This window comes from Roseburia faecis (assembly GCF_001406815.1).
GTDB classification, from domain to species: Bacteria; Bacillota; Clostridia; order Lachnospirales; family Lachnospiraceae; genus Roseburia; species Roseburia faecis.
Genome location: NZ_CVRR01000060.1, coordinates 66,497 through 85,486 on the forward strand (window position 1 = coordinate 66,497; position 18,990 = coordinate 85,486).

General features: G+C 45.8%; 17 protein-coding genes. 1 reads left to right on the plus strand and 16 read right to left on the minus strand.

Going from position 1 to position 18,990, the window contains the following annotated elements:
• Positions 1-2: 2 nt before the first annotated feature.
• From gpmI to gap, 5 genes are all read right to left on the minus strand, one after another.
• Positions 3-1,544: a 2,3-bisphosphoglycerate-independent phosphoglycerate mutase gene (gene gpmI, locus M72_RS13630; protein WP_055068607.1), complete on the minus strand. Its 1,542-nt coding sequence runs from the start codon at positions 1,542-1,544 to the stop codon at positions 3-5.
• A 103-nt stretch (positions 1,545-1,647) separates the two neighbouring features.
• Entirely contained in the window at positions 1,648-3,159 is a 1,512-nt protein-coding gene (locus M72_RS13635; protein ID WP_055068608.1) for a CapA family protein, read from the minus strand.
• A gap of 69 nt (positions 3,160-3,228) precedes the next feature.
• Positions 3,229-3,975, minus strand: a complete 747-nt coding sequence (tpiA, locus tag M72_RS13640; protein ID WP_022045959.1) for a triose-phosphate isomerase — start codon at positions 3,973-3,975, stop codon at positions 3,229-3,231.
• Between the two features lie 41 nt (positions 3,976-4,016).
• The gene (locus M72_RS13645; protein ID WP_022045958.1) at positions 4,017-5,240 is read right to left on the minus strand and encodes a phosphoglycerate kinase; all 1,224 of its coding nucleotides are present in this window, start codon (positions 5,238-5,240) and stop codon (positions 4,017-4,019) included.
• Between the two features lie 187 nt (positions 5,241-5,427).
• A complete protein-coding gene (gene gap / locus M72_RS13650; RefSeq protein ID WP_055068609.1) occupies positions 5,428-6,444 on the minus strand; it encodes a type I glyceraldehyde-3-phosphate dehydrogenase in 1,017 nt (338 codons plus the stop codon).
• A gap of 210 nt (positions 6,445-6,654) precedes the next feature.
• On the opposite strand from gap, the gene M72_RS13655 reads away from it, so the two are divergent.
• A complete protein-coding gene (locus M72_RS13655) occupies positions 6,655-7,461 on the plus strand; it encodes a histidinol-phosphatase HisJ family protein (protein ID WP_055068610.1) in 807 nt (268 codons plus the stop codon).
• Between the two features lie 248 nt (positions 7,462-7,709).
• Here M72_RS13655 and M72_RS13660 read toward each other — a convergent pair whose 3' ends face one another.
• The 11 genes from M72_RS13660 to hypE all read right to left on the minus strand — a co-directional run bounded on the left by M72_RS13660 (position 7,710) and on the right by hypE (position 18,972).
• Positions 7,710-9,239, minus strand: a complete 1,530-nt coding sequence (locus M72_RS13660; protein WP_022045955.1) for a Na+/H+ antiporter NhaC family protein — start codon at positions 9,237-9,239, stop codon at positions 7,710-7,712.
• A 40-nt stretch (positions 9,240-9,279) separates the two neighbouring features.
• Positions 9,280-10,998 carry a HAMP domain-containing methyl-accepting chemotaxis protein gene (locus M72_RS13665; protein WP_055068611.1) on the minus strand — a complete coding sequence of 573 codons (1,719 nt, stop codon included), beginning with the start codon at positions 10,996-10,998 and terminating at the stop codon, positions 9,280-9,282.
• A 25-nt stretch (positions 10,999-11,023) separates the two neighbouring features.
• A complete protein-coding gene (locus tag M72_RS13670; protein WP_055068612.1) occupies positions 11,024-12,115 on the minus strand; it encodes an iron-containing alcohol dehydrogenase family protein in 1,092 nt (363 codons plus the stop codon).
• Positions 12,116-12,127: 12 nt separating this feature from the next.
• Positions 12,128-12,568 (minus strand): GatB/YqeY domain-containing protein, encoded by a 441-nt coding sequence (locus M72_RS13675; protein ID WP_022044983.1) that lies wholly within the window; start codon positions 12,566-12,568, stop codon positions 12,128-12,130.
• Between the two features lie 86 nt (positions 12,569-12,654).
• Positions 12,655-14,049, minus strand: coding sequence for an alanine/glycine:cation symporter family protein (locus tag M72_RS13680; protein WP_055068613.1), 1,395 nt, complete (start codon positions 14,047-14,049; stop codon positions 12,655-12,657).
• A gap of 124 nt (positions 14,050-14,173) precedes the next feature.
• Positions 14,174-14,467, minus strand: a complete 294-nt coding sequence (locus M72_RS13685; protein WP_243248658.1) for a response regulator — start codon at positions 14,465-14,467, stop codon at positions 14,174-14,176.
• A complete protein-coding gene (locus M72_RS13690) occupies positions 14,424-15,533 on the minus strand; it encodes a nitrogenase component 1 (protein WP_055068615.1) in 1,110 nt (369 codons plus the stop codon). The genes M72_RS13685 and M72_RS13690 overlap by 44 nt, the downstream gene beginning before the upstream one ends.
• Positions 15,530-16,867: a nitrogenase component 1 gene (locus M72_RS13695; protein WP_055068616.1), complete on the minus strand. Its 1,338-nt coding sequence runs from the start codon at positions 16,865-16,867 to the stop codon at positions 15,530-15,532. Before M72_RS13695 ends, M72_RS13690 begins: the two co-directional genes overlap by 4 nt.
• Positions 16,867-17,676, minus strand: coding sequence for a nitrogenase iron protein NifH (locus M72_RS13700; RefSeq protein ID WP_055068617.1), 810 nt, complete (start codon positions 17,674-17,676; stop codon positions 16,867-16,869). The genes M72_RS13695 and M72_RS13700 overlap by 1 nt, the downstream gene beginning before the upstream one ends.
• On the minus strand, positions 17,673-17,948 hold the full coding sequence (locus M72_RS13705; RefSeq protein WP_022044989.1) for a TM1266 family iron-only hydrogenase system putative regulator: 276 nt from the start codon (positions 17,946-17,948) through the stop codon (positions 17,673-17,675). The genes M72_RS13700 and M72_RS13705 overlap by 4 nt, the downstream gene beginning before the upstream one ends.
• Before the next feature lie 16 nt (positions 17,949-17,964).
• Entirely contained in the window at positions 17,965-18,972 is a 1,008-nt protein-coding gene (hypE, locus tag M72_RS13710; protein ID WP_055068618.1) for a hydrogenase expression/formation protein HypE, read from the minus strand.
• Positions 18,973-18,990: the final 18 nt, after the last annotated feature.

Genomic DNA, 18,990 nt, shown 5'->3' on the forward strand with positions numbered 1-18,990 from the left:
TTTTATTTTTCGATTAACAAACTCTTTCCGGTCATCTCTTTCGGCTGCTCTAATCCCATAATCTGAAGCAGGGTCGGGGCAATATCTGCCAGGCATCCGCCCTCACGCAGTGTATACTTCGGATCCGCATTTACGAGAATAAACGGTACCGGATTGGTTGTATGGGCAGTATGTGGCTCACCTGTTTCGTAGTCAATCATTTTCTCTGCATTTCCGTGATCTGCACAGATAAACAGAACACCATCCATATCCTTCACCGCCTGGACTGCATCTCCTACCAGTCCGTCCACACGCTCGACTGCCTTGATGGCTGCCGGAATCACACCGGTGTGTCCGACCATATCCGGGTTTGCAAAGTTGATAACGATCACATCATACTTGTCTGACTTAATAGCCTCAACAAGATCCATACCAACCTCCGGAGCACTCATTTCCGGCTTCAGATCATATGTTGCAACATCCTTCGGGGAATTTACCAGCAGACGTGCCTCATCAACGTTTGGCTCTTCCACTCCGCCATTAAAGAAGAATGTAACATGTGCATACTTCTCTGTCTCGGCCAGACGAAGCTGTGTCTTTCCGCACTTTGCCAGGTACTCACCGAATGTATTTACAATATGCTCTTTTTCAAATGCGATCAGCTTGTTCGGGATCGTCTCATCATAGTCCTTAAAGCAGACAAATGTTGTCTTAATGAACGGACGGTCAAATCCGGTAAACTTGTCATCACAGAATGCACGTGTCATTTCACGGGCACGGTCCGGACGGAAGTTAAAGAAGATCACGGAATCATTCTCTTTTACAACAGAGACCGGTTTTCCATTCTCTGTAATTACGGTAGGAAGTACGAACTCGTCTGTTACATCCTTTGCATAGGAATCTTCCATTGCCTTAACCGCATCTTCTGCCTGTACGCCCTCACCCTTTGTCAGGGAATCATAGGCTTTCTGTACACGATCCCAGTTATTATCACGATCCATTGCATAGTAACGTCCGGATAAAGAAGCAATCTTTCCAACACCGATCTCTTTCATCTTCTTTTCCAGTTCTTCGATAAATTCTTTTCCGGATGCAGGAGGTGTATCACGTCCGTCTAAGAATGCATGAACATATACCTTGCTCAGTCCCTGCTTCTTTGCCATCTCAAGCAGTCCGTAAAGATGTGTAATATGACTGTGCACACCACCATCGGAAAGAAGTCCCCACAGATGCAGGTCCGAATCATTTTTCTTACAATTATCCATGGCTGCAAGCAGTGCCTTATTCTTAAAAAAGTCACCGTCTTCGATTGCCTTGGTAATTCTGGTCAGATCCTGGTAAATAATGCGACCGGCACCGATATTCATATGTCCAACCTCAGAGTTACCCATCTGTCCGTCCGGAAGTCCTACTGCCAGACCGGAAGCCTGTCCTTTTACAAAAGGACATTCCTTCATTAATTTATCCATCACCGGGGTATTTGCCAGCGCAATGGCATTTCCCTCTGTACGGTCATTCAGACCATAACCGTCAAGAACCATTAAAACAACAGGTTTTTTGCTCATAATTCATCCTCTCTTTCCATTGTAACAATCCTATACTATGGTACTTCATTATTGTTACACAAACACTTATTATATTACATAATTTGAACGGGATTGCAAGTGTTCACTGCAAATTTCCCACGATATCTATCGATTTTAAATCCAGATCCACATCATCAAAATACTGTCCATAACGCCTTCCGGACGTATAGGCATAAGGAGAAACTCCCGGTTTTTCGACATTTTTATACGGATAAAAGAATCCGTCCTCATCAATTCCCACATGATTGGAGATGTCTGCCAGATAATGATAAAATGCTTTGATCTGTTTTTTTTCTGTCAGAATCGAAGGCGTAAGCGAATCCTGTATGCACGGAATCATCCGCAATTTCAGACTGCCGGAATCATCAATCTGAATCTGTGCAATCGTTGTGTAAAGTTTTCCGGTAGAAAACCAGAAATTTCCCACGCTGTATGCCACCGGCACATTTTTTATAAACTCAACGCCCTGCAGACGGTGCGGATGTCCACCAATCACGGCGTCTGCACCAGCTTTTACACAAAGGTCTGCAATCTCTGTCTGATCCTGCCCATAATGGATCTTTCCTTCTGTTCCCCAGTGAACATACGCGATCACATAATCACTGTTCTTCTTCGCACGCTTCAGTTCTTTCTTCCATACCTCTTCCTGCTGGGTCTTTAATACTCCCGGTTTCTCCTTCTGGGCTTTCTGTGTAAAATGATAAAACCTTTCGATTTCCGTTGCAGATACAATCGCAATCTTTCGTCCACCTGTGACCACATAACGCACAGCGCTTGCCTCTGTCAGATTTCTGCCACCACCACTGTACGAAATTCCCGCTGCATGCAATGCATCCAGCGTATCTAAAAATCCCTGCTCACCATAATCAAACACATGATTATTTGCCACAGAGACCATATCTATTCCCAGTGTGCGCAGGAATCCGGCATCTTTGGGATCTGCCCGAAAACAGTATGCTTTGCCAACCTGCCTCTGTCCCCGTGTTGTATAAGCAAACTCATTGTTTGCCATCGTAAAATCTGCCGAAATCAGTTCCTTTTTTACTTCATCGGAAAAATAATCCGCCATGTGATTCTTTGCCGTCTTCCCCGTACACCAATTCTCATCCAGACAGATATCCCCGACAAAATCCAGACGGATGCATGCCGGATCGGATGCTTCTTTCCAGATCACATCCTCATACGAATATGACATATACTGTTGCTGCCTGCAATACATAAGCCACAGAACATGCATACTGTTTCTGGTAAACCGATACCACAGATCCGGGTCCTGATTTCCGTTTTCCAGCTGTGTATACAGACTCTGCAGCACCCCGCTCCCATACTTCGTTTCAATCCATCCCATAAAGGCTTCATCCACCGGATATTTCTGAAAAAACTTTCCGGAGGCAGTCCTTAAAATCTGGTTTTCCAGATCCTGTACTTCCGGCTCGGTTTCCTGTGATTTCTCCGTGACCTGGGAGGTTTTTTCCTCATATTCAGTTTGTACTTCCTTAGTCTCTTTCAGCGGCTGTGTATTTTGGATGATGCCATGTGTCAAAGCAAAAATAAACAACAAGAGAACGACACATTCCAGACATTTTTTCTTCATGTGTAAAATTTCAAAGGCTATTCACCTGAAATTCAGATGAATAGCCCTATAACCATACAAAATCAGATTCTAGTAGTTTACAATCTTACCGAAATCAGCTTTCAGGGATGCTCCGCCAACCAGACCACCATCGATGTCCGGCTTTGCGAACAGCTCTGCTGCATTTCCTGCATTTACAGATCCGCCGTACTGGATACGAACAGAATCAGCAGTAGCCTGATCATAGATTTCAGCTACACATGCACGAATTGCGCCACAGACTTCCTGTGCCTGATCGGATGTAGCAGTCTTGCCTGTTCCGATTGCCCAGATTGGCTCATAAGCGATTACCATGTTTGCAACGTCTGCTGCTGCAACGCCTGCAAGATCAGATTTGATCTGAAGTCTGATCCAGTCAAGTGTTACACCCATCTCTCTCTGCTCTAAAGTCTCTCCACAGCAAAGGATTGGAGTAAGTCCTGCCTCGATTGCCTTCTTAACCTTCTTATTTAAGAGAACATCATCCTCTTTGAAGTAGTCACGTCTCTCGGAATGTCCGATTACAACGTACTTAACACCAGCGTCTACCAGCATCTCTGCGGAGATCTCACCTGTGTATGCACCCTTCTCTTCGAAGTACATGTTCTCGGCACCAACCTGTACGTTGGTTCCTTTCACAGCCTCTACAACCGGTACGATATCGATTGCAGGTACACAGTAAACAACATCTACGCTGTCAGATACTACTAATGGCTTTAACTCTTCTACTAACTTTACAGCCTGGCTTGGAGTCATGTTCATTTTCCAGTTGCCGGCTACGATTTTCTTTCTTGCCATGATTTTTATTTCTCCTAATCTGTAAATAATTTAACTGTCTTTTATTTATCGTCTGCTGCTACTACGCCTGGCAGTTCCTTACCCTCTAAGAATTCAAGGGAAGCTCCACCACCGGTAGAAATATGGCTCATCTTATCAGCATAACCCATCTGGTTAACAGCTGCAGCGGAATCTCCACCACCGATGATTGTTGTTGCATCGGTCTCTGCAAGAGCCTTAGCTACTGCAAGTGTACCAGCTGCAAGTGTCGGGTTCTCGAATACACCCATCGGTCCGTTCCATACTACAGTCTTAGCTGTCTTAACAGCATCTGCAAACATCTCTGCGGACTTAGGTCCGATATCGCATCCCTCACGGTCTGCCGGCATAGCTGTGATATCACATACTTCTGTCTCTACAGGTCCGTCGATTGGATCCGGGAAATCCTTGATGGTAACAGCATCTACAGGAAGAAGGATCTTCTTGCCCATCTTCTCAGCCTTAGCCATCATTTCCTTACAGTAATCAAGCTTCTCATCATCGCAGAGAGAAAGTCCGATCTCATATCCCTGAGCCTTGATGAATGTGTAAGCCATACCACCACCGATGATAAGAGTATCACACTTCTCAAGCAGGTTGTTAATAACGTTGAGTTTGTCTGCTACCTTAGCACCACCGAGGATTGCTACGAATGGACGTACCGGATTCTCAACAGCATTTCCTAAGAAGGCGATCTCCTTCTCCATCAGGTAACCAACAACATTCTGTCCACCCTTTGCAGTGATGAACTTTGTAACACCGGCTACAGAAGCGTGTGCTCTGTGGGAGGAACCGAATGCATCACATACATAGATGTCTGCAAGATCAGCAAGTTCCTTAGAGAACTGCTCACCGTTCTTTGTCTCCTCAGCGCCACGAAAACGGGTATTCTGAAGTAATACAACTTCTCCCTCTTTCATTTCCTCAACAGCCTTTGTAGCTGCCTCGCCTGTTACGTTGTAATCAGATACGAAGTTTACTTTCTGTCCGAGAAGCTCCTCAAGTCTCTTGGCAACCGGTGCAAGGGACTCTCCTTCGTTTGGTCCGTTCTTTACTTTTCCAAGATGGGAGCAAAGGATTACCTTTCCACCATCGTTTAATAACTTCTTAATTGTAGGAAGAGCAGCTTTGATACGGGTATCATCTGTGATTTCGCCAGCTTTCAGTGGTACATTGAAGTCACATCTTACAAGGACTCTCTTGCCCTTTGCGTTGATATCATCAACTGTTTTCTTATTTAATGCCATGTTTTTATTCTCCGTTCTGCCTTTTTGGCAATTTTAAACCCGAAGAAAAGGAAATGACTTTCCAGCCGGTTGTTTCATACTCCGCAGCTGCATAAAACAGCGGAACCCTTTCCTTTTCTTCTTATTTGTCATAATGAAAAAAGGTCCGGCCCTACAGGCCGGACCCTTTCACATAAACTAAGATAGATTATGCTAACTCAGAGAAGTACTTGATTGTACGAACCATCTGAGATGTGTAGCTGTTCTCGTTATCATACCAAGAAACAACCTGAACCTCATACAGATCATCACCGATTGGGTTAACCATTGTCTGAGTAGCATCGAATAAAGAACCGAATCTCATACCAACGATATCAGAAGATACGATCTCGTCCTCATTGTATCCGAAGGACTCATTAGCTGCTGCCTTCATAGCTGCGTTGATGTCTTCCTTAGTAACGCCAGCCTTCTTAACAACTGCTGTAAGAATTGTAGTAGATCCTGTAGGGGTTGGTACACGCTGTGCAGATCCGATTAACTTTCCGTTCAGCTCTGGGATTACAAGACCGATAGCCTTTGCAGCACCTGTGCTGTTTGGAACGATATTAACTGCAGCTGCACGGGATCTTCTTAAATCACCCTTACGCTGTGGTCCATCAAGAGTCATCTGATCACCAGTGTAAGCATGGATTGTTACCATGATACCAGACTGGATTGGAGCAAACTTGTTAAGAGCATCTGCCATTGGAGCTAAGCAGTTTGTTGTACAAGAAGCTGCAGAAATGATTGTGTCAGTTGCCTTTAATGTCTCGTGGTTTGTATTGTAAACGATTGTAGGAAGGTCGTTTCCTGCTGGTGCAGAGATAACTACCTTACGAGCTCCGGCATTGATATGAGCCTGAGCCTTCTCCTTGCTTGTATAGAATCCAGAGCACTCTAATACAACGTCAACCTTTAACTCACCCCATGGGCAATTGTTTGCATCTGGGAAAGCGTAGATCTTGATTTCCTTACCACATACTGTGATAGAATCATCGCTTGCAGAAACTTCATCTGCATGCTCGTACTTACCCTGTGAGCTATCATACTTTAATAAGTGTGCTAACATCTTTGGGCTTGTTAAGTCGTTGATTGCTACTACTTCGTATCCTTCTGCTCCGAACATCTGTCTGAAAGCAAGACGACCGATACGGCCGAATCCGTTGATTGCTACTCTTACTGCCATTCTTAATTCCTCCTAGAATTGTAAATAAATAGTCTCATGGGACTTGCGTCCCAAGCTTCCTTTATTTTACCCAATTATTTCCGAAAGTTCAAGTCTTTTCTCCGTCTTTGTTAATTTTTTCACTAAAGGTATCTATTTCCCCTGAAATATAGTATAATCTTACGAAAAGACTTTTTCCAAAATCAACCACACAGAAAAAAGGAGGCTCTTATGCTTTGGGATACACATATGCACACGCATCACAGCGGAGACAGTGACGCATTGATGCCTGACATGATCCAGGCCGCTGTACGGCAGAACCTGGATGGCATCTGTTTTACCGATCATTTTGATTATGATTACCCGGATGATCCCAATCTATTTCTTCTGGATTTTGATTCCTATATAAAAGAAGTCCGCAGTTTTCAGGACACCTGCCATGACCGTCTTTCCATTCGTCTTGGAATCGAAGTCGGTCTGCAGCCCCACATCACGGAAATCAACCGCAAAGCGGTGACCGGACATCCGTTTGATTTTGTCATCGGTTCCTCCCACGTTGTTCACGGAATCGATCCCTATTACCCGAAATACTATGAAGGACGCTCCGAAAAAACTGCTTACCGCGAGTACTTCGAATCCATTCTGGAAAACCTGAACACCTATTCCGACTTCGATGTATACGGTCATCTCGATTATGTTGTCCGCTACGGTCCGGACCGCAACCGTTTCTATACATATGAGGCCTATGCCGATATCATTGATGAGATTCTGCGTAAACTCATTTCCATGGGAAAAGGGATCGAAGTCAACACGGCAGGATTCAAATACGGGCTGGGACATCCAAACCCGACCGAAGCTGTTCTTTTACGCTATCACGAACTCGGGGGAGAGATTCTGACACTCGGAGCCGATGCCCATGCGCCGGAGCACGTTGCATATGCGTTTGACCGTCTTCCTCAGATTCTGCGGCATGCAGGCTTCCGGTACTTTACGGTCTTTACCGGCAGAAAGCCGGACTTCCTTCCGCTTCCGGAATAGCGAAAATAAAGGATTAATTCCAAAAATTTCAAAATAGGTATTGCAAAATCCGAATAACACGGTATAATGTAAGTATTGAATGGTGTTATTTAAATATAGCATGCACGTACGCAAATGAGTATGTAGTTCAATTTTATTAAACAATTATCTAATTAACTACTCAGTTACTCAATTTCCTTTAAGTAACTAAGAAGGAGCAGGTTTCCTCGCCTGCTCCTTTCTTTGTTTTTGGGCTTCTGTCCTGATTCTTATATACCTGCTGTCTTTTCGCGGTTGCTCCCCGACCTCTTTTTTATAAAGGTAAGAACAGCAAGCAGGAGCATGAGGCTGATGCCAAGTGCTACCCACCAGATCTGTACCAGTCCTGCAATGATATAGCCAATGATACATACCACAGCAACAACCGCTGCATACTGCATCTGCGTTGTCACATGGTTGATATGGTTACTCTGCGCGCCGGCCGAAGACATAACCGTTGTATCCGAAATCGGTGAAATATGATCCCCGCAGACGGCACCTGCCAGCACTGCGGAAACCGCAATGATCATCATTTCCAGATGATCTGCCCCCGGAAACATGGCAATTGCAATCGGAACAAGAATCGCAAATGTTCCCCAGCTTGTTCCGGTAGAAAACGCAAGGAACACTGCAACAACAAACAAAACAGCCGGAAGGAACAGGCTTGCAGAAGCACTCGTTCCTACGATGGATTCCACAAATGTACCAATCTGCAGAGCATCTCCCATTCCCTTTAAGGTCCAGGCAAATATCAGTATTCCGATCGCCGGGATCATCAGCTTAAAGCCTTCCACAAAACTCTCCATGAATCCTTTAAACGTAACCACCTTTCGCGGAAGATACAAAAACAGCATGACAAAGACCGTGACCATGGTTGCAAAAATCAGGCTGGTCTCCGCATCACATCCTGCAAATGCACTGACCACATCGGTCGCACCGCCCAGAAATCCGGTATAGATCATGGCACCAATTGCAGAACCGATCAGAACAATCACCGGAAGAAGCAGATCAATCACTTTTCCGTTGGAAGAAATATCTTCTTCCTTAACCTTTTCAAACTCTTCCCCGCCGCTGGTAAACAGATCTCCTTTTGCAGCATTCTCCTCATGTTTTTTCATGAGTCCGAAATCAAAACCTGCAATAATCACAAAAAATACCATGACAATCGTCAGAATCGCATAGAGATTGTACGGAATTGTTCGCAGAAACAGCTGAAATCCCGTAATCCCGGCATCTTTCGGAACATACGAATTGACGGCTGCCGCCCAGCTGGAAATCGGCGCAATGATGCAGACCGGCGCAGCGGTCGCATCAATGATATATGCCAGTTTTGCGCGGGATACTTTGTAGCGGTCAGTTACCGGACGCATCACAGATCCGACGGTCAGACAATTGAAATAATCATCCACAAAAATCAGCATTCCAAGTCCTGTGGTTGCCAGCATTGCGCTCTTTTTTGACCTGATCTTGCTGCCGGCCCATCTTCCATAAGCAGCTGAGCCTCCTGATTTTGACATCAATACAATAATCATTCCAAGCAGCACATCAAAAATCAGAATATTCAGATTCATGCTGTCTTTCATAATCGAAAACAGGGCATTGAATGCATTCCACGGATGAAATCCGGTATATAACAGTGCTCCGACCGCCACTCCAATAAACAGGGAACTGTATACTTCCTTGGTGACAAGTGCCAGTATGATTGCCAGAAGAGGCGGCACCAGTGACCACCATGTTCCGATAAAAATCGACGTATCCATTTTCCAGATTATTCCTCTCTTATGCCTTTATTTTGTATCACTATTTTAACTTAAACTGCTGCACCAGATCATTCAGAGAAGCAGACTCTGCAGAAAGCTCCTGACTGGTTGCGGAAGATTCCTCTGCGATTGCCGCGTTGCTCTGTACAACCTCGGATATCTGGTTTACACCGGACTCTGCCTGCTTGATCTGCTCTGCCTGTGTCTCGGAAAGCTGTGCCAGTTCCTGGGATTTCTTTGCCACTTCATTGATTCCCTCTACAAGAGAAATAATCGTCTGGAAAGTCACATCAACTGCCTGATTGCCGTTTTCGATTTCCTGAATAGAGTTCATAATCAGCTCACGGGTATTGACTGCAGACTGTGCACTCTCATCCGCAAGTTTTCCGATCTGGGATGCAACTACGGCAAAGCCCTTGCCGGCTTCTCCTGCACGTGCAGCCTCAATGGATGCGTTCAGGGCAAGCAGGTTCGTCTGCTCCGCGATCTCCTCGATCTGTCCGATGATTGTCTCAATCTGCTTGGACATATCGCTGATTCTCTTCATTGCTTCGGTAACTGCATTCATTTCCTTCTGTGTCTTATCTGCTTCCTGTGCATATTTTACAGATAATTCGTAAGAAGCCTGTGCACTCTCATGTGTGTGCTCAACCCCTTCTGTGATATTGGCAAAGGATGCCAGAAGTTCTTCCACTGCACCTGCCTGATCGGTAGATCCCTCTGCCAGTGTCTGTGATCCCTCTGCCAGATTGGTAGAACCTGCAGATACCTGGGAAGCAGCCTCCTCAATCCGGTGCATCGTCTCATTCATATCGGTGTTCATGACATGGATTGCATCATTCATTGCCGCAAACTCACCCATATATTTCTCCGGAATTTTGGAAACACCGGTATAATCATTGTGAGCCATCAGATCCATACGGTGGTTGACATCCTGAATAACAGCGGCCAGATTCTTTGCCATCTCGCGCGCAACAATTACCATCTCGGAAATTTCATCCTCTGATGTCATCTCCGGGAATTCGCTGGAGAGATCCCCCTTTGCAAATGTATCAAAACGGGCACCCAGCTGATCCAAAGGATCAACAATATTCTGTGCAAGCACTCTGCCGATCCGGCGGGCTACAAAAATTGCAAGTGCAATAACCGCAATAATTGCAATAAGTGTGATCAATTCTACCATTGTAAGAATTTTCTCTAACTTATCTCCATGCTCGGTATTTGCATCCATCAGTTTCACCATATCCTGATAAATCTCCTCATAGACCGGTGCCACCTGATCCTGTGCCATCTGCTGTGCTTCATGGCGCGCATCAATATCCTGTGTATTCTTTCCTTTTTCCAGTACTGCATCACAGATTTCATAATATTCCGTCAGTTTTTCTGTGATGCTGCTATAGATTTTCTCCTCATCCGAAGATGAAACCGTATTTTTTACCTCTTTGGTGTACTGCTGGCAGGATTCTTTCTTCTTCTCATAATTTTCTGCGCAGCTGTTCACAAGGTTTTCATCCTGATATCCGATCGCAGCACGCAGATAACTTCTCGTATCGGCAAACGTAATCATCATCTTGCCGATATCACCCTGTGAAAAACCATAATTTTTCAATGCATAATTATAGCGGTTGCTGACCACAATTCCGGATACGGCTCCCACAACACCGGAAATGCTAACAATCAGGGCCACCATCACAATTGCAGAAGAAATTCGTTCTTTTAATCTCTTCTTATTTAACTTTTCAATCAACTTTTGTATCATATAAGTTTCCTCCTCAAACGGGTTCTCATTTGTTTAGATATTTTTTCAGAATTTCTTCCGTCATCTCAAACGGATAGTTCTTTAACTTGGCAGGATTCTGCAACAGTTTCTGCACATCCTCCTCCCACAGTTCCTCCGGGATCTGTGGTTTGCCCAGCAGCTTGTCCAGATAGGCGATAAATTCAGCCCGGTTCTCAAATCCAAGCAGCTCAAGCACCTCTGCCACCCGCTTCTGATTATTGTAAAAACGCAAAAATCCCGGCAGGAAAAATCCGACTGCCTTTCCATGCGGAATGCCAAGCTCATATGTGACCGGATAACTTAATCCGTGCGGAATACTGGTACCGGTATGTGCAATCGCCATACCTGCCACAACCGATGCATGCATGAATGTTTCGTATCCTTCATCCGGAATCTTAATCCCGGAAGAAAGCAGGTATTCCTTTGCACTGCCCCAGATCCGAAGACCTTCCGCTGAATATATCCGGTTATATGCATTTGCATTAGTATTCAGATATGACTCAATCAGATGTGCCAGCGCATCCACACAGGTGCTGACCATATTCTCATAAGAAGAAGTCTTTAAATATCCGGCATCCACAAATGCCAGATCCGCAAACCATTTGTGTGCTATTGACTGCTTGGTATGTAAGTCGTGCCGTGTCAGAATCGCATAAGGCGTCACTTCCGATCCCGTACCGGATGTGGTCGGGACTGCTGCAACCGGATAGCCCTGCATCAGCTCCGGATGATAAAGACGCTCCTCTGCATGATCGATTGCCGATGGATTCGCTGCCAGAAGCGAAATCGCCTTGGACGCATCCATCGGAGAACCGCCTCCCACAGCCACAAAGAAATCCACCTGTTCTTTTACTGCAATGCCCGCTGCCACAGCCACGGTCTCCACAGAAGGATTCTCTTCGATCTCATCAAAAATCACATAGGTCTGCCCGTTTGCCTGCAATGCCTGTTCAACTGCTGCAAGCGAACCATTGATGCGGCTGGAATGTTTTCCCGTCACAATCATGGCTCTGCTTCCTAATGCTTTTAACTCTGCACCGTTTTCCGAAACACAACCGCTGCCAAAAAATACCTTCGTCGGCATATACAATCTCATGTTTCTTCTCCTTTATGCGTTGCACATCTCTGTAACAACTTCATTGATCACCTTTCCGTCTGCCTTTCCTTTCAGCTCCGGCATAATCGTCTTCATGATCTGTCCCTTGTTCTTCGTTGCAATCACATCTGCAAACTTTTCCTTAACAATCGCAGTCACTTCCTCTTTCGAAAGCATCTTCGGTGCATATTCTTTCATAATGTCATAACGTTTTCTGTACTCCTCCAGCAAATCGGTACGGTCTGCCGGGCAGGAATCGATCTGTTCCTGAACGGTCTTTAATTCCTTCATGATTGTGGCATTGACCATATCCTCCGGAATGTCATCTCTGCATCCGGCATCAATGGCATTTTTCTTCACTGCCGAAACCAGAGACGAAATTGCATCCTTCCGTTCCTTGTCGCGCGCTTTCATCGCTGCCATCATATCTTTGCGTAGCTGTTCCATCTGCATAATTTCCTAACCTCCATGTCTATAAAATTCAGATAACTACATTATACTACGCTTCGGGCTGATAGCAAAGAATAACCTTACATTTTTTAATTATATTTATGAATTTTTTTCTGAAACTCCCGAATATCCTTTGCAATTTCACCACTGAGCAGGAGCATACAGATCAGATTCGGGATTGCCATCAGCGCATTGGCAATATCCGAGAAACTCCATACCAGATTCAGTGTCTGTGTACATCCGAAATACACAACAAAGGAAAAAACAAGGCGGTATACCATATTAAACCGGTGCGTTCCCAGCAGATATTCAAATGCTTTTTCCCCGTGATACTCCCAGCCGAGTATTGTAGAAAACGCAAACAATGTAATCCCGATTGTCACAAGCCAGCCCCCGGCCGATCCCAGAACCGTCTCAAATGCCGCAATTGTAACATCCGAACCGGTCAGCATATTCCCGGCAGCATCGGTCATGCCAAGGACACCGGAAGAGGCAATCGCAAGTCCTGTAATCGTACAGACAACAATCGTATCCCAGAAGGTTCCCGTCATATTGATATATCCCTGACGCACCGGGTTATCCGTCGTTGCAGCCGCTGCCGTAATTGCCGCAGATCCCATACCGGCTTCGTTGGAAAATACACCTCTTGCCACACCATAACGCATTGCATTCATCATGGAAGCGACAATCGTTCCGCACAGACCGCCGCCTACCGCTTTTACCGAAAATGCCATCTGAAAAATCATCAAAATGCCTGCCGGCAGATTCGAAATATTTCCGATAATGACAATAACGCCACAGATCACATAAAAAATCGCCATCAGCGGAACGACCACCGAAGAAACCTTTGAAATGGATTTGATACCGCCGACAATGATCAGCAGGGCAAGCACCGTAATCACAATTCCGGTCAGATGGGTCGGCACATGAAATGTCGTATGTAATGCACCGGAAATCGAATTTCCCTGTGTCATATTGCCGATTCCAAACGAAGCAATCACAGCAAAGAGTGCAAATAACCACGCAAGAACCGCTCCAAATCTTTTATTCTTCAGTGCCTTTTTCATCGTGTACATCGGGCCGCCGCTCATCTCCCCTTTGGCATTGATCTCACGGTATTTGATCGCCAGCATACATTCACTGAACTTCGACGTCAGACCAAATGCAGCAGAGATCCACATCCAGACCAAAGCTCCCGGGCCACCGGAAACCATCGCCGTCGCAACCCCCACAATGTTGCCCGTTCCGATTGTGGCGGCAAGTGCTGTGGTCAGTGCCGAAAACGGAGACACATCGCCCTCGCCACGGCTTTTCGTCCGCGCCTCTTTGCTTAACGTACTTTTGAGTGCATAACCGAGATTTCTCCATGTCAGAAACCGCGTGCGGATCGTAAGGAAAATTCCGGTCCCCACAAGCAGAATCAGCATGACCGGTCCCCAGACAAAATCGTCAATTGCTGTAATCACATCATTTAACTTTTCCATAACCTCATCCCTCCTGTTTTCGAATAAAAAAAGGGGCAGTGTCTGAACAACATCGCCCTTTGTTTTTTATATCCTATGAAATTTGTCTTTATATTATACTTCCGAAAGGAATCTGTCAACTGGTTTATGCAGCAACGTCCACTTCGTCATCCTTCTGACGCAGAATCCTTGCCGTTTCCATCCCATTCTTTCCCGGCATCTGGATATCCAAAAAGAGCATATCCGGCTTACAACCACTTGCAATCAGTTCATCACCCGATAAATATGTTTCTATCACTGCATCCGGTAATAATTTCTTTATTTTTTCTTCTAATATCAAGCCTATAGATTTTTCATCATCGCAGATTGCAAATTGCATCCTAACAATAGTATTCTCAAAAATATATTCTCCCCGAAAATGCCACATGCGGTAATTCATAAAAAATACTGTCCCCCGGACAGATCGGACGATACAGAGGATCTGCCACAATGATCCCTGCACTTTTAAGTGCCTCTTCCATCGCTTCCTCTCCAAGCACCATTTTATCTTTTTCACCGAGCAAATCCGCACATTCCTTTAACGGACACAGGACGCGGGCGGCACGACCATATCTTTTTTCAATCCCTGCTGCTAATGATCCCATAGTGACAGGTTCTCCGACCAGCGTAATATCTGCCTCCTGCTGCATGCGGTTCTGCAAATATACAACCGCCGGCTCTGCCTGCCGTGTGGCTGCACGCTCCAGTGCATTTGAAATATCTTCTGCCAGCCAATCGTTTGGTGTTCCGATCACATATGGTATTTTGTACTTCTCCCAGAGTATCTTTGCCACACGGAGTCCTACTGCCGAAACAACCAGATTAACGTCTGCCTCCGCTGATCTTTGCAACGTTTTCAAATCATCGCCCATCGCCCACACAGACATAACCTGCCATCCGTATTTCTGCAGATTCTCTTTTAAGGTTTCTGCATTTTTCTGTGGTCCGAAATCAAGTGGTGTCACACCTAACAGATTTACCGTGCGCGAAGAGGGATCTCTATTCTCCTGCCTGTCCGGTTCTCTGACAAACCGCTTTGCGATTTCTTCGAGTGCAATGCCCGCTCCATACACATAATCATTCATCCCGTTCGTCGGCACGGAAAATGCCGGAATTCCGGTTTCTGTCTCAATCACACGCGCAATTGCAGGAAAATCCGTACCATTCATAAATGGAATAGGCGAACCTGCCAGCGCGATAAATTTGGGATGCAGTTCACGGGCTGCATACTCGATATCATCAATAAATTTTCTGTCATTTCCCATGATCGCGTCAATTTCTGTAAGTCCCGAGATAAAAATAAGACTGTCCTGATCGTACCAGCGGATTTCATCATGCGTATTGTAAGTAGAGTTGCATCCGGAAGGATCATGCATAACTGTCATTCCGCCAAGTTCATACAGTGCAGAACAGACCCCTGACACATCGGCCGTATAAACCGGTATCATTCGATAAGATTGTCTCATAGACAGCACTCACACCCCCATCCTTTTTGTACAACAAGTTTTTCTGTATCCTTTTCATTGAGATATGCATCCATCATCAGCTCTGCGGTTCTTCGAATACCGTCAAATCCATACAGACCTTCTCCCTGTACCAGATTGACAAAGTGACGGCTTCGGCCAAAATAGGCCGCTTTCTGTCCGATTGCCAGCACTTCCCCGCTTGCACCTCTTGGCAGTACACGCATCTTCACCTGAATCGTTGCGATCAGCTCAAGTTCCGGTGCATGCTCCTGCAGCCAGAAAAAATCTGCTTTTTCTTCCGGACTGATACTGTCCAGATAAACAGCTTTCACACAAAAGCCATGTGTCAGAAGCAGTTTTGCCAGTCCAAGTGGTCTTGGATGATACAGATAATCCAGAGTGACCGGCATATCCCCGATCAGATTTTTTGCTTTTGCCAGAGCCTCCTCACAGGACTCCTGCTCGCGGGCCAGCTCATCTTCTGTCAGTTCCGGCAGTCCGAGTGCATCGGTCAGCTGCTTTAACTGCTTTCTGATCTCATCATAGTCAAAACTGCCGGGCAGATACAGAGATTTTCGTCCCAGGCGGCCTGCCTGTGCCTCCATCCCGTATTTTCCAGCCGGATAGCAGTCGATAAACAGGCATCCCCTGCTCATATCCAACAGTTCCTGCCAGGTTTTACATCCGGGCAGTTCCAGCACCTTATAATCATATCGTTTTAACAGACGCTTAATATCACTGTTCTCATCCAGAACAAAATCACTGCCAAAGACAGATACTGTTTTAGCGTCCGGCTCACAGCCCAAAAGAGGATCATACATTGCTTTCCGCAGCTTCTGGTCCGGTGTCAGTCCATGTTTTTGCATAATCGGGTCCATATAACAGCGGATAAAGCAGATGTCAGGAAAACGATGCTCCAGTTCCCTGTAAATATAGTTCAGATTACTTCCCACAAAATGATGCAGACAAACGGTAAAAAGCAGAACCGCCTCAGGATGGTCCTTCCGTTTATTCAACACATCCGTCACACCCTCGATGGTAATATCCTCCAGATTGCCGCTTAGCAGATTCTGCTCCTCCACAAGAACAAAAGAAAAACGGTCTGCTGCATTCATTTCTGCCGCAGTCAGTACAACACCACGCATACAGTTATCCGCACAGACATAGATCTGGATAGATTCCGGAACCTGCATTCCCGTATGCACAATATTCCAGTTGCCATGCACCGGCGAATTATACTCCAGTGCCGAAACAAATGGTGTTGGAAATGAGGCATCTTTTATTTTTACCACAGCATCTTTCGAATCAACGGTTTCACCCACACGACGTAACATTACGCTTCCTCCTGTATATATCCGGACCTTACCTTATCGCTTTTCGCTTCCAGAATGCCACCGCATATGCGATACATCTGCATGGCAAGCGCACGGTATTCGTCTGCCATTTCACCTGTTGGATAACACTCCATCAATGTTTTTTTCTGCTCCTCTGCCAGTGCCACCTGCCCGCTGTGTGATAGTGTACCAATAACAGCTGTGTGAAAATCGTCTGCCAGTTCTGCCACTTTTTCCTCTTCCCGCGGGACATCCCTGCGATTTAAAATGAGTCCGCCAAGCCCGGCATATCCACGGTTTTTAAAATTTTCCACTGCCATGGCAATATTTGCAGCTGCATGAATTGCCATATTTTCCCCGGAGGTAATAATAAATATTTTGTCCGCATAACCGCCCCGCATCGGCATGGAAAATCCACCGCATACCACATCTCCGAGTACATCATATAAAACCACATCCGGTTTGTATACATCATATGCGCCAAGCTCTTTTAACTTTTCCAGTGCCGTGATGATACCACGGCCGGCACAGCCAAGTCCCGGTGTCGGTCCACCGGCCTCCACACAGATAACACCGTTATACCCAATGCGTATCATATCCTCCAGCTGCAACGCCTGCTTTTTCTCATTATATAAGTCGAGCACGGCCGGCACAGCCTCTCCATGACGGAGCAATATGGTAGAATCTGCTTTCGGATCGCATCCGATCTGCATCACCTTAAGCCCCATTTCTGCCAATGCAGCCGCTACATTTGAAACGGTAGTGGATTTTCCGATTCCGCCTTTTCCATATACTGCTATCCTGATCAATCCTGTGTTCCCCCTTCTGCCGGAGTAATGACATTCGAATATGCAGTCTTTGCGAATACACCTTTTAAATGTCCGATTTTTCCGGAAAGTGCACTGATCGTGTCCTGTGGTGCATCAATGACAATGCTTATGATGCTGATTCCTTTTGCGCGGTATGGTATGCCCATTCTGCCTACAATGTACTGACGTGCTTCATGAAGAAGGATATTTAATTCTTCAATGGCATCCTCCTGTTCTACAATAATTGAAATAACTGCCACTCTGGTTTCCATGCCCTGACTCCTCCTGTTAACAGATTCTTGGTAAAAGCTCTCCCCCCGGCTGTGGAAGCAGTGCCTGTGTGCCGATTTCCGTCTCCATTATAACTCTTCCCGGTTCCTCTGCGATCACTTCACCAATAATAGCTGCATCTGCGGAATATGGACATTTTTTCAATGTTTCTACAATGCCCTCTGCCTCTTCCTTTGGTGCCATGATGACAAGTCTTCCTTCGCATGCCAGATATAAAGGCTCAAGTCCAAGCATCCCGCAGACTCCTTTTACTTCCGGCCGTACCGGAACAGCCTCTGCATTTAAACGGATGCCTACGCTGCTCTGACCTGCGATCTCATACAGGACTGTTCCGACGCCGCCTCTGGTCGCATCACGTATCACATGCAGGTTGTGTGTGGTATCCATGACTGCCTTTACGGTCTTCCACAAAGGTGCACAGTCACTGGTCACATCCGCATCGATGCCAAAATCTTCCCGCTCTAACAGGATCGTACATCCGTGCCGTCCGATATCACCGGTTACGATGATTGCATCTCCGGGCTTTGCCAGTTCTCCGCCGACGGTCACTCCTTCTTCGATCTCCCCCATTCCGGTCGTGGTGATAAAAATTCCATCCACCTGTCCTTTTCCGGCAACCTTTGTATCTCCCGATACAATATGTACCCCGGCCTCTTTTGCTGTTTTTTCCATGGCAGCTGCGATTTCTTCGAGTTTGTCCATTGGAAATCCCTCTTCAATTACAAAAGCGCAGGTAAGATAAAGCGGTTTTGCACCCATACAGGCAAGATCATTTACCGTTCCGCAGATAGACAGTTTGCCGATATTTCCCCCCGGAAAAAATGCCGGAGATACAATAAACCCATCTGTAGATACTGCCATTCTTCCTGCCGGCGGAACTAATACCGCTGCATCATCTGCCGTCAGATCATTGTTTGCAAAATGTGCCTTAAACACCTGATCAATCAATTCGGATGTCTGCTTTCCACCGGCACCATGTGCCATCGTTACTGTTTTATTTTCCATGATGTTTTTTCCTTCTTT

What these genes read in the sequence shown, in the direction of transcription:
- gpmI (WP_055068607.1), bottom strand. Translation starts at nt 1,544, where the DNA reads ATGAGCAAAAAACCTGTTGTTTTAATGGTTCTTGACGGTTATGGTCTG.
- M72_RS13635 (WP_055068608.1), bottom strand. Translation starts at nt 3,159, where the DNA reads ATGAAGAAAAAATGTCTGGAATGTGTCGTTCTCTTGTTGTTTATTTTT.
- tpiA (WP_022045959.1), bottom strand. Translation starts at nt 3,975, where the DNA reads ATGGCAAGAAAGAAAATCGTAGCCGGCAACTGGAAAATGAACATGACT.
- M72_RS13645 (WP_022045958.1), bottom strand. Translation starts at nt 5,240, where the DNA reads ATGGCATTAAATAAGAAAACAGTTGATGATATCAACGCAAAGGGCAAG.
- gap (WP_055068609.1), bottom strand. Translation starts at nt 6,444, where the DNA reads ATGGCAGTAAGAGTAGCAATCAACGGATTCGGCCGTATCGGTCGTCTT.
- M72_RS13655 (WP_055068610.1), top strand. Translation starts at nt 6,655, where the DNA reads ATGCTTTGGGATACACATATGCACACGCATCACAGCGGAGACAGTGAC.
- M72_RS13660 (WP_022045955.1), bottom strand. Translation starts at nt 9,239, where the DNA reads ATGGATACGTCGATTTTTATCGGAACATGGTGGTCACTGGTGCCGCCT.
- M72_RS13665 (WP_055068611.1), bottom strand. Translation starts at nt 10,998, where the DNA reads ATGATACAAAAGTTGATTGAAAAGTTAAATAAGAAGAGATTAAAAGAA.
- M72_RS13670 (WP_055068612.1), bottom strand. Translation starts at nt 12,115, where the DNA reads ATGAGATTGTATATGCCGACGAAGGTATTTTTTGGCAGCGGTTGTGTT.
- M72_RS13675 (WP_022044983.1), bottom strand. Translation starts at nt 12,568, where the DNA reads ATGCAGATGGAACAGCTACGCAAAGATATGATGGCAGCGATGAAAGCG.
- M72_RS13680 (WP_055068613.1), bottom strand. Translation starts at nt 14,049, where the DNA reads ATGGAAAAGTTAAATGATGTGATTACAGCAATTGACGATTTTGTCTGG.
- M72_RS13685 (WP_243248658.1), bottom strand. Translation starts at nt 14,467, where the DNA reads ATGAATTACCGCATGTGGCATTTTCGGGGAGAATATATTTTTGAGAAT.
- M72_RS13690 (WP_055068615.1), bottom strand. Translation starts at nt 15,533, where the DNA reads ATGAGACAATCTTATCGAATGATACCGGTTTATACGGCCGATGTGTCA.
- M72_RS13695 (WP_055068616.1), bottom strand. Translation starts at nt 16,867, where the DNA reads ATGTTACGTCGTGTGGGTGAAACCGTTGATTCGAAAGATGCTGTGGTA.
- M72_RS13705 (WP_022044989.1), bottom strand. Translation starts at nt 17,948, where the DNA reads ATGGAAACCAGAGTGGCAGTTATTTCAATTATTGTAGAACAGGAGGAT.
- hypE (WP_055068618.1), bottom strand. Translation starts at nt 18,972, where the DNA reads ATGGAAAATAAAACAGTAACGATGGCACATGGTGCCGGTGGAAAGCAG.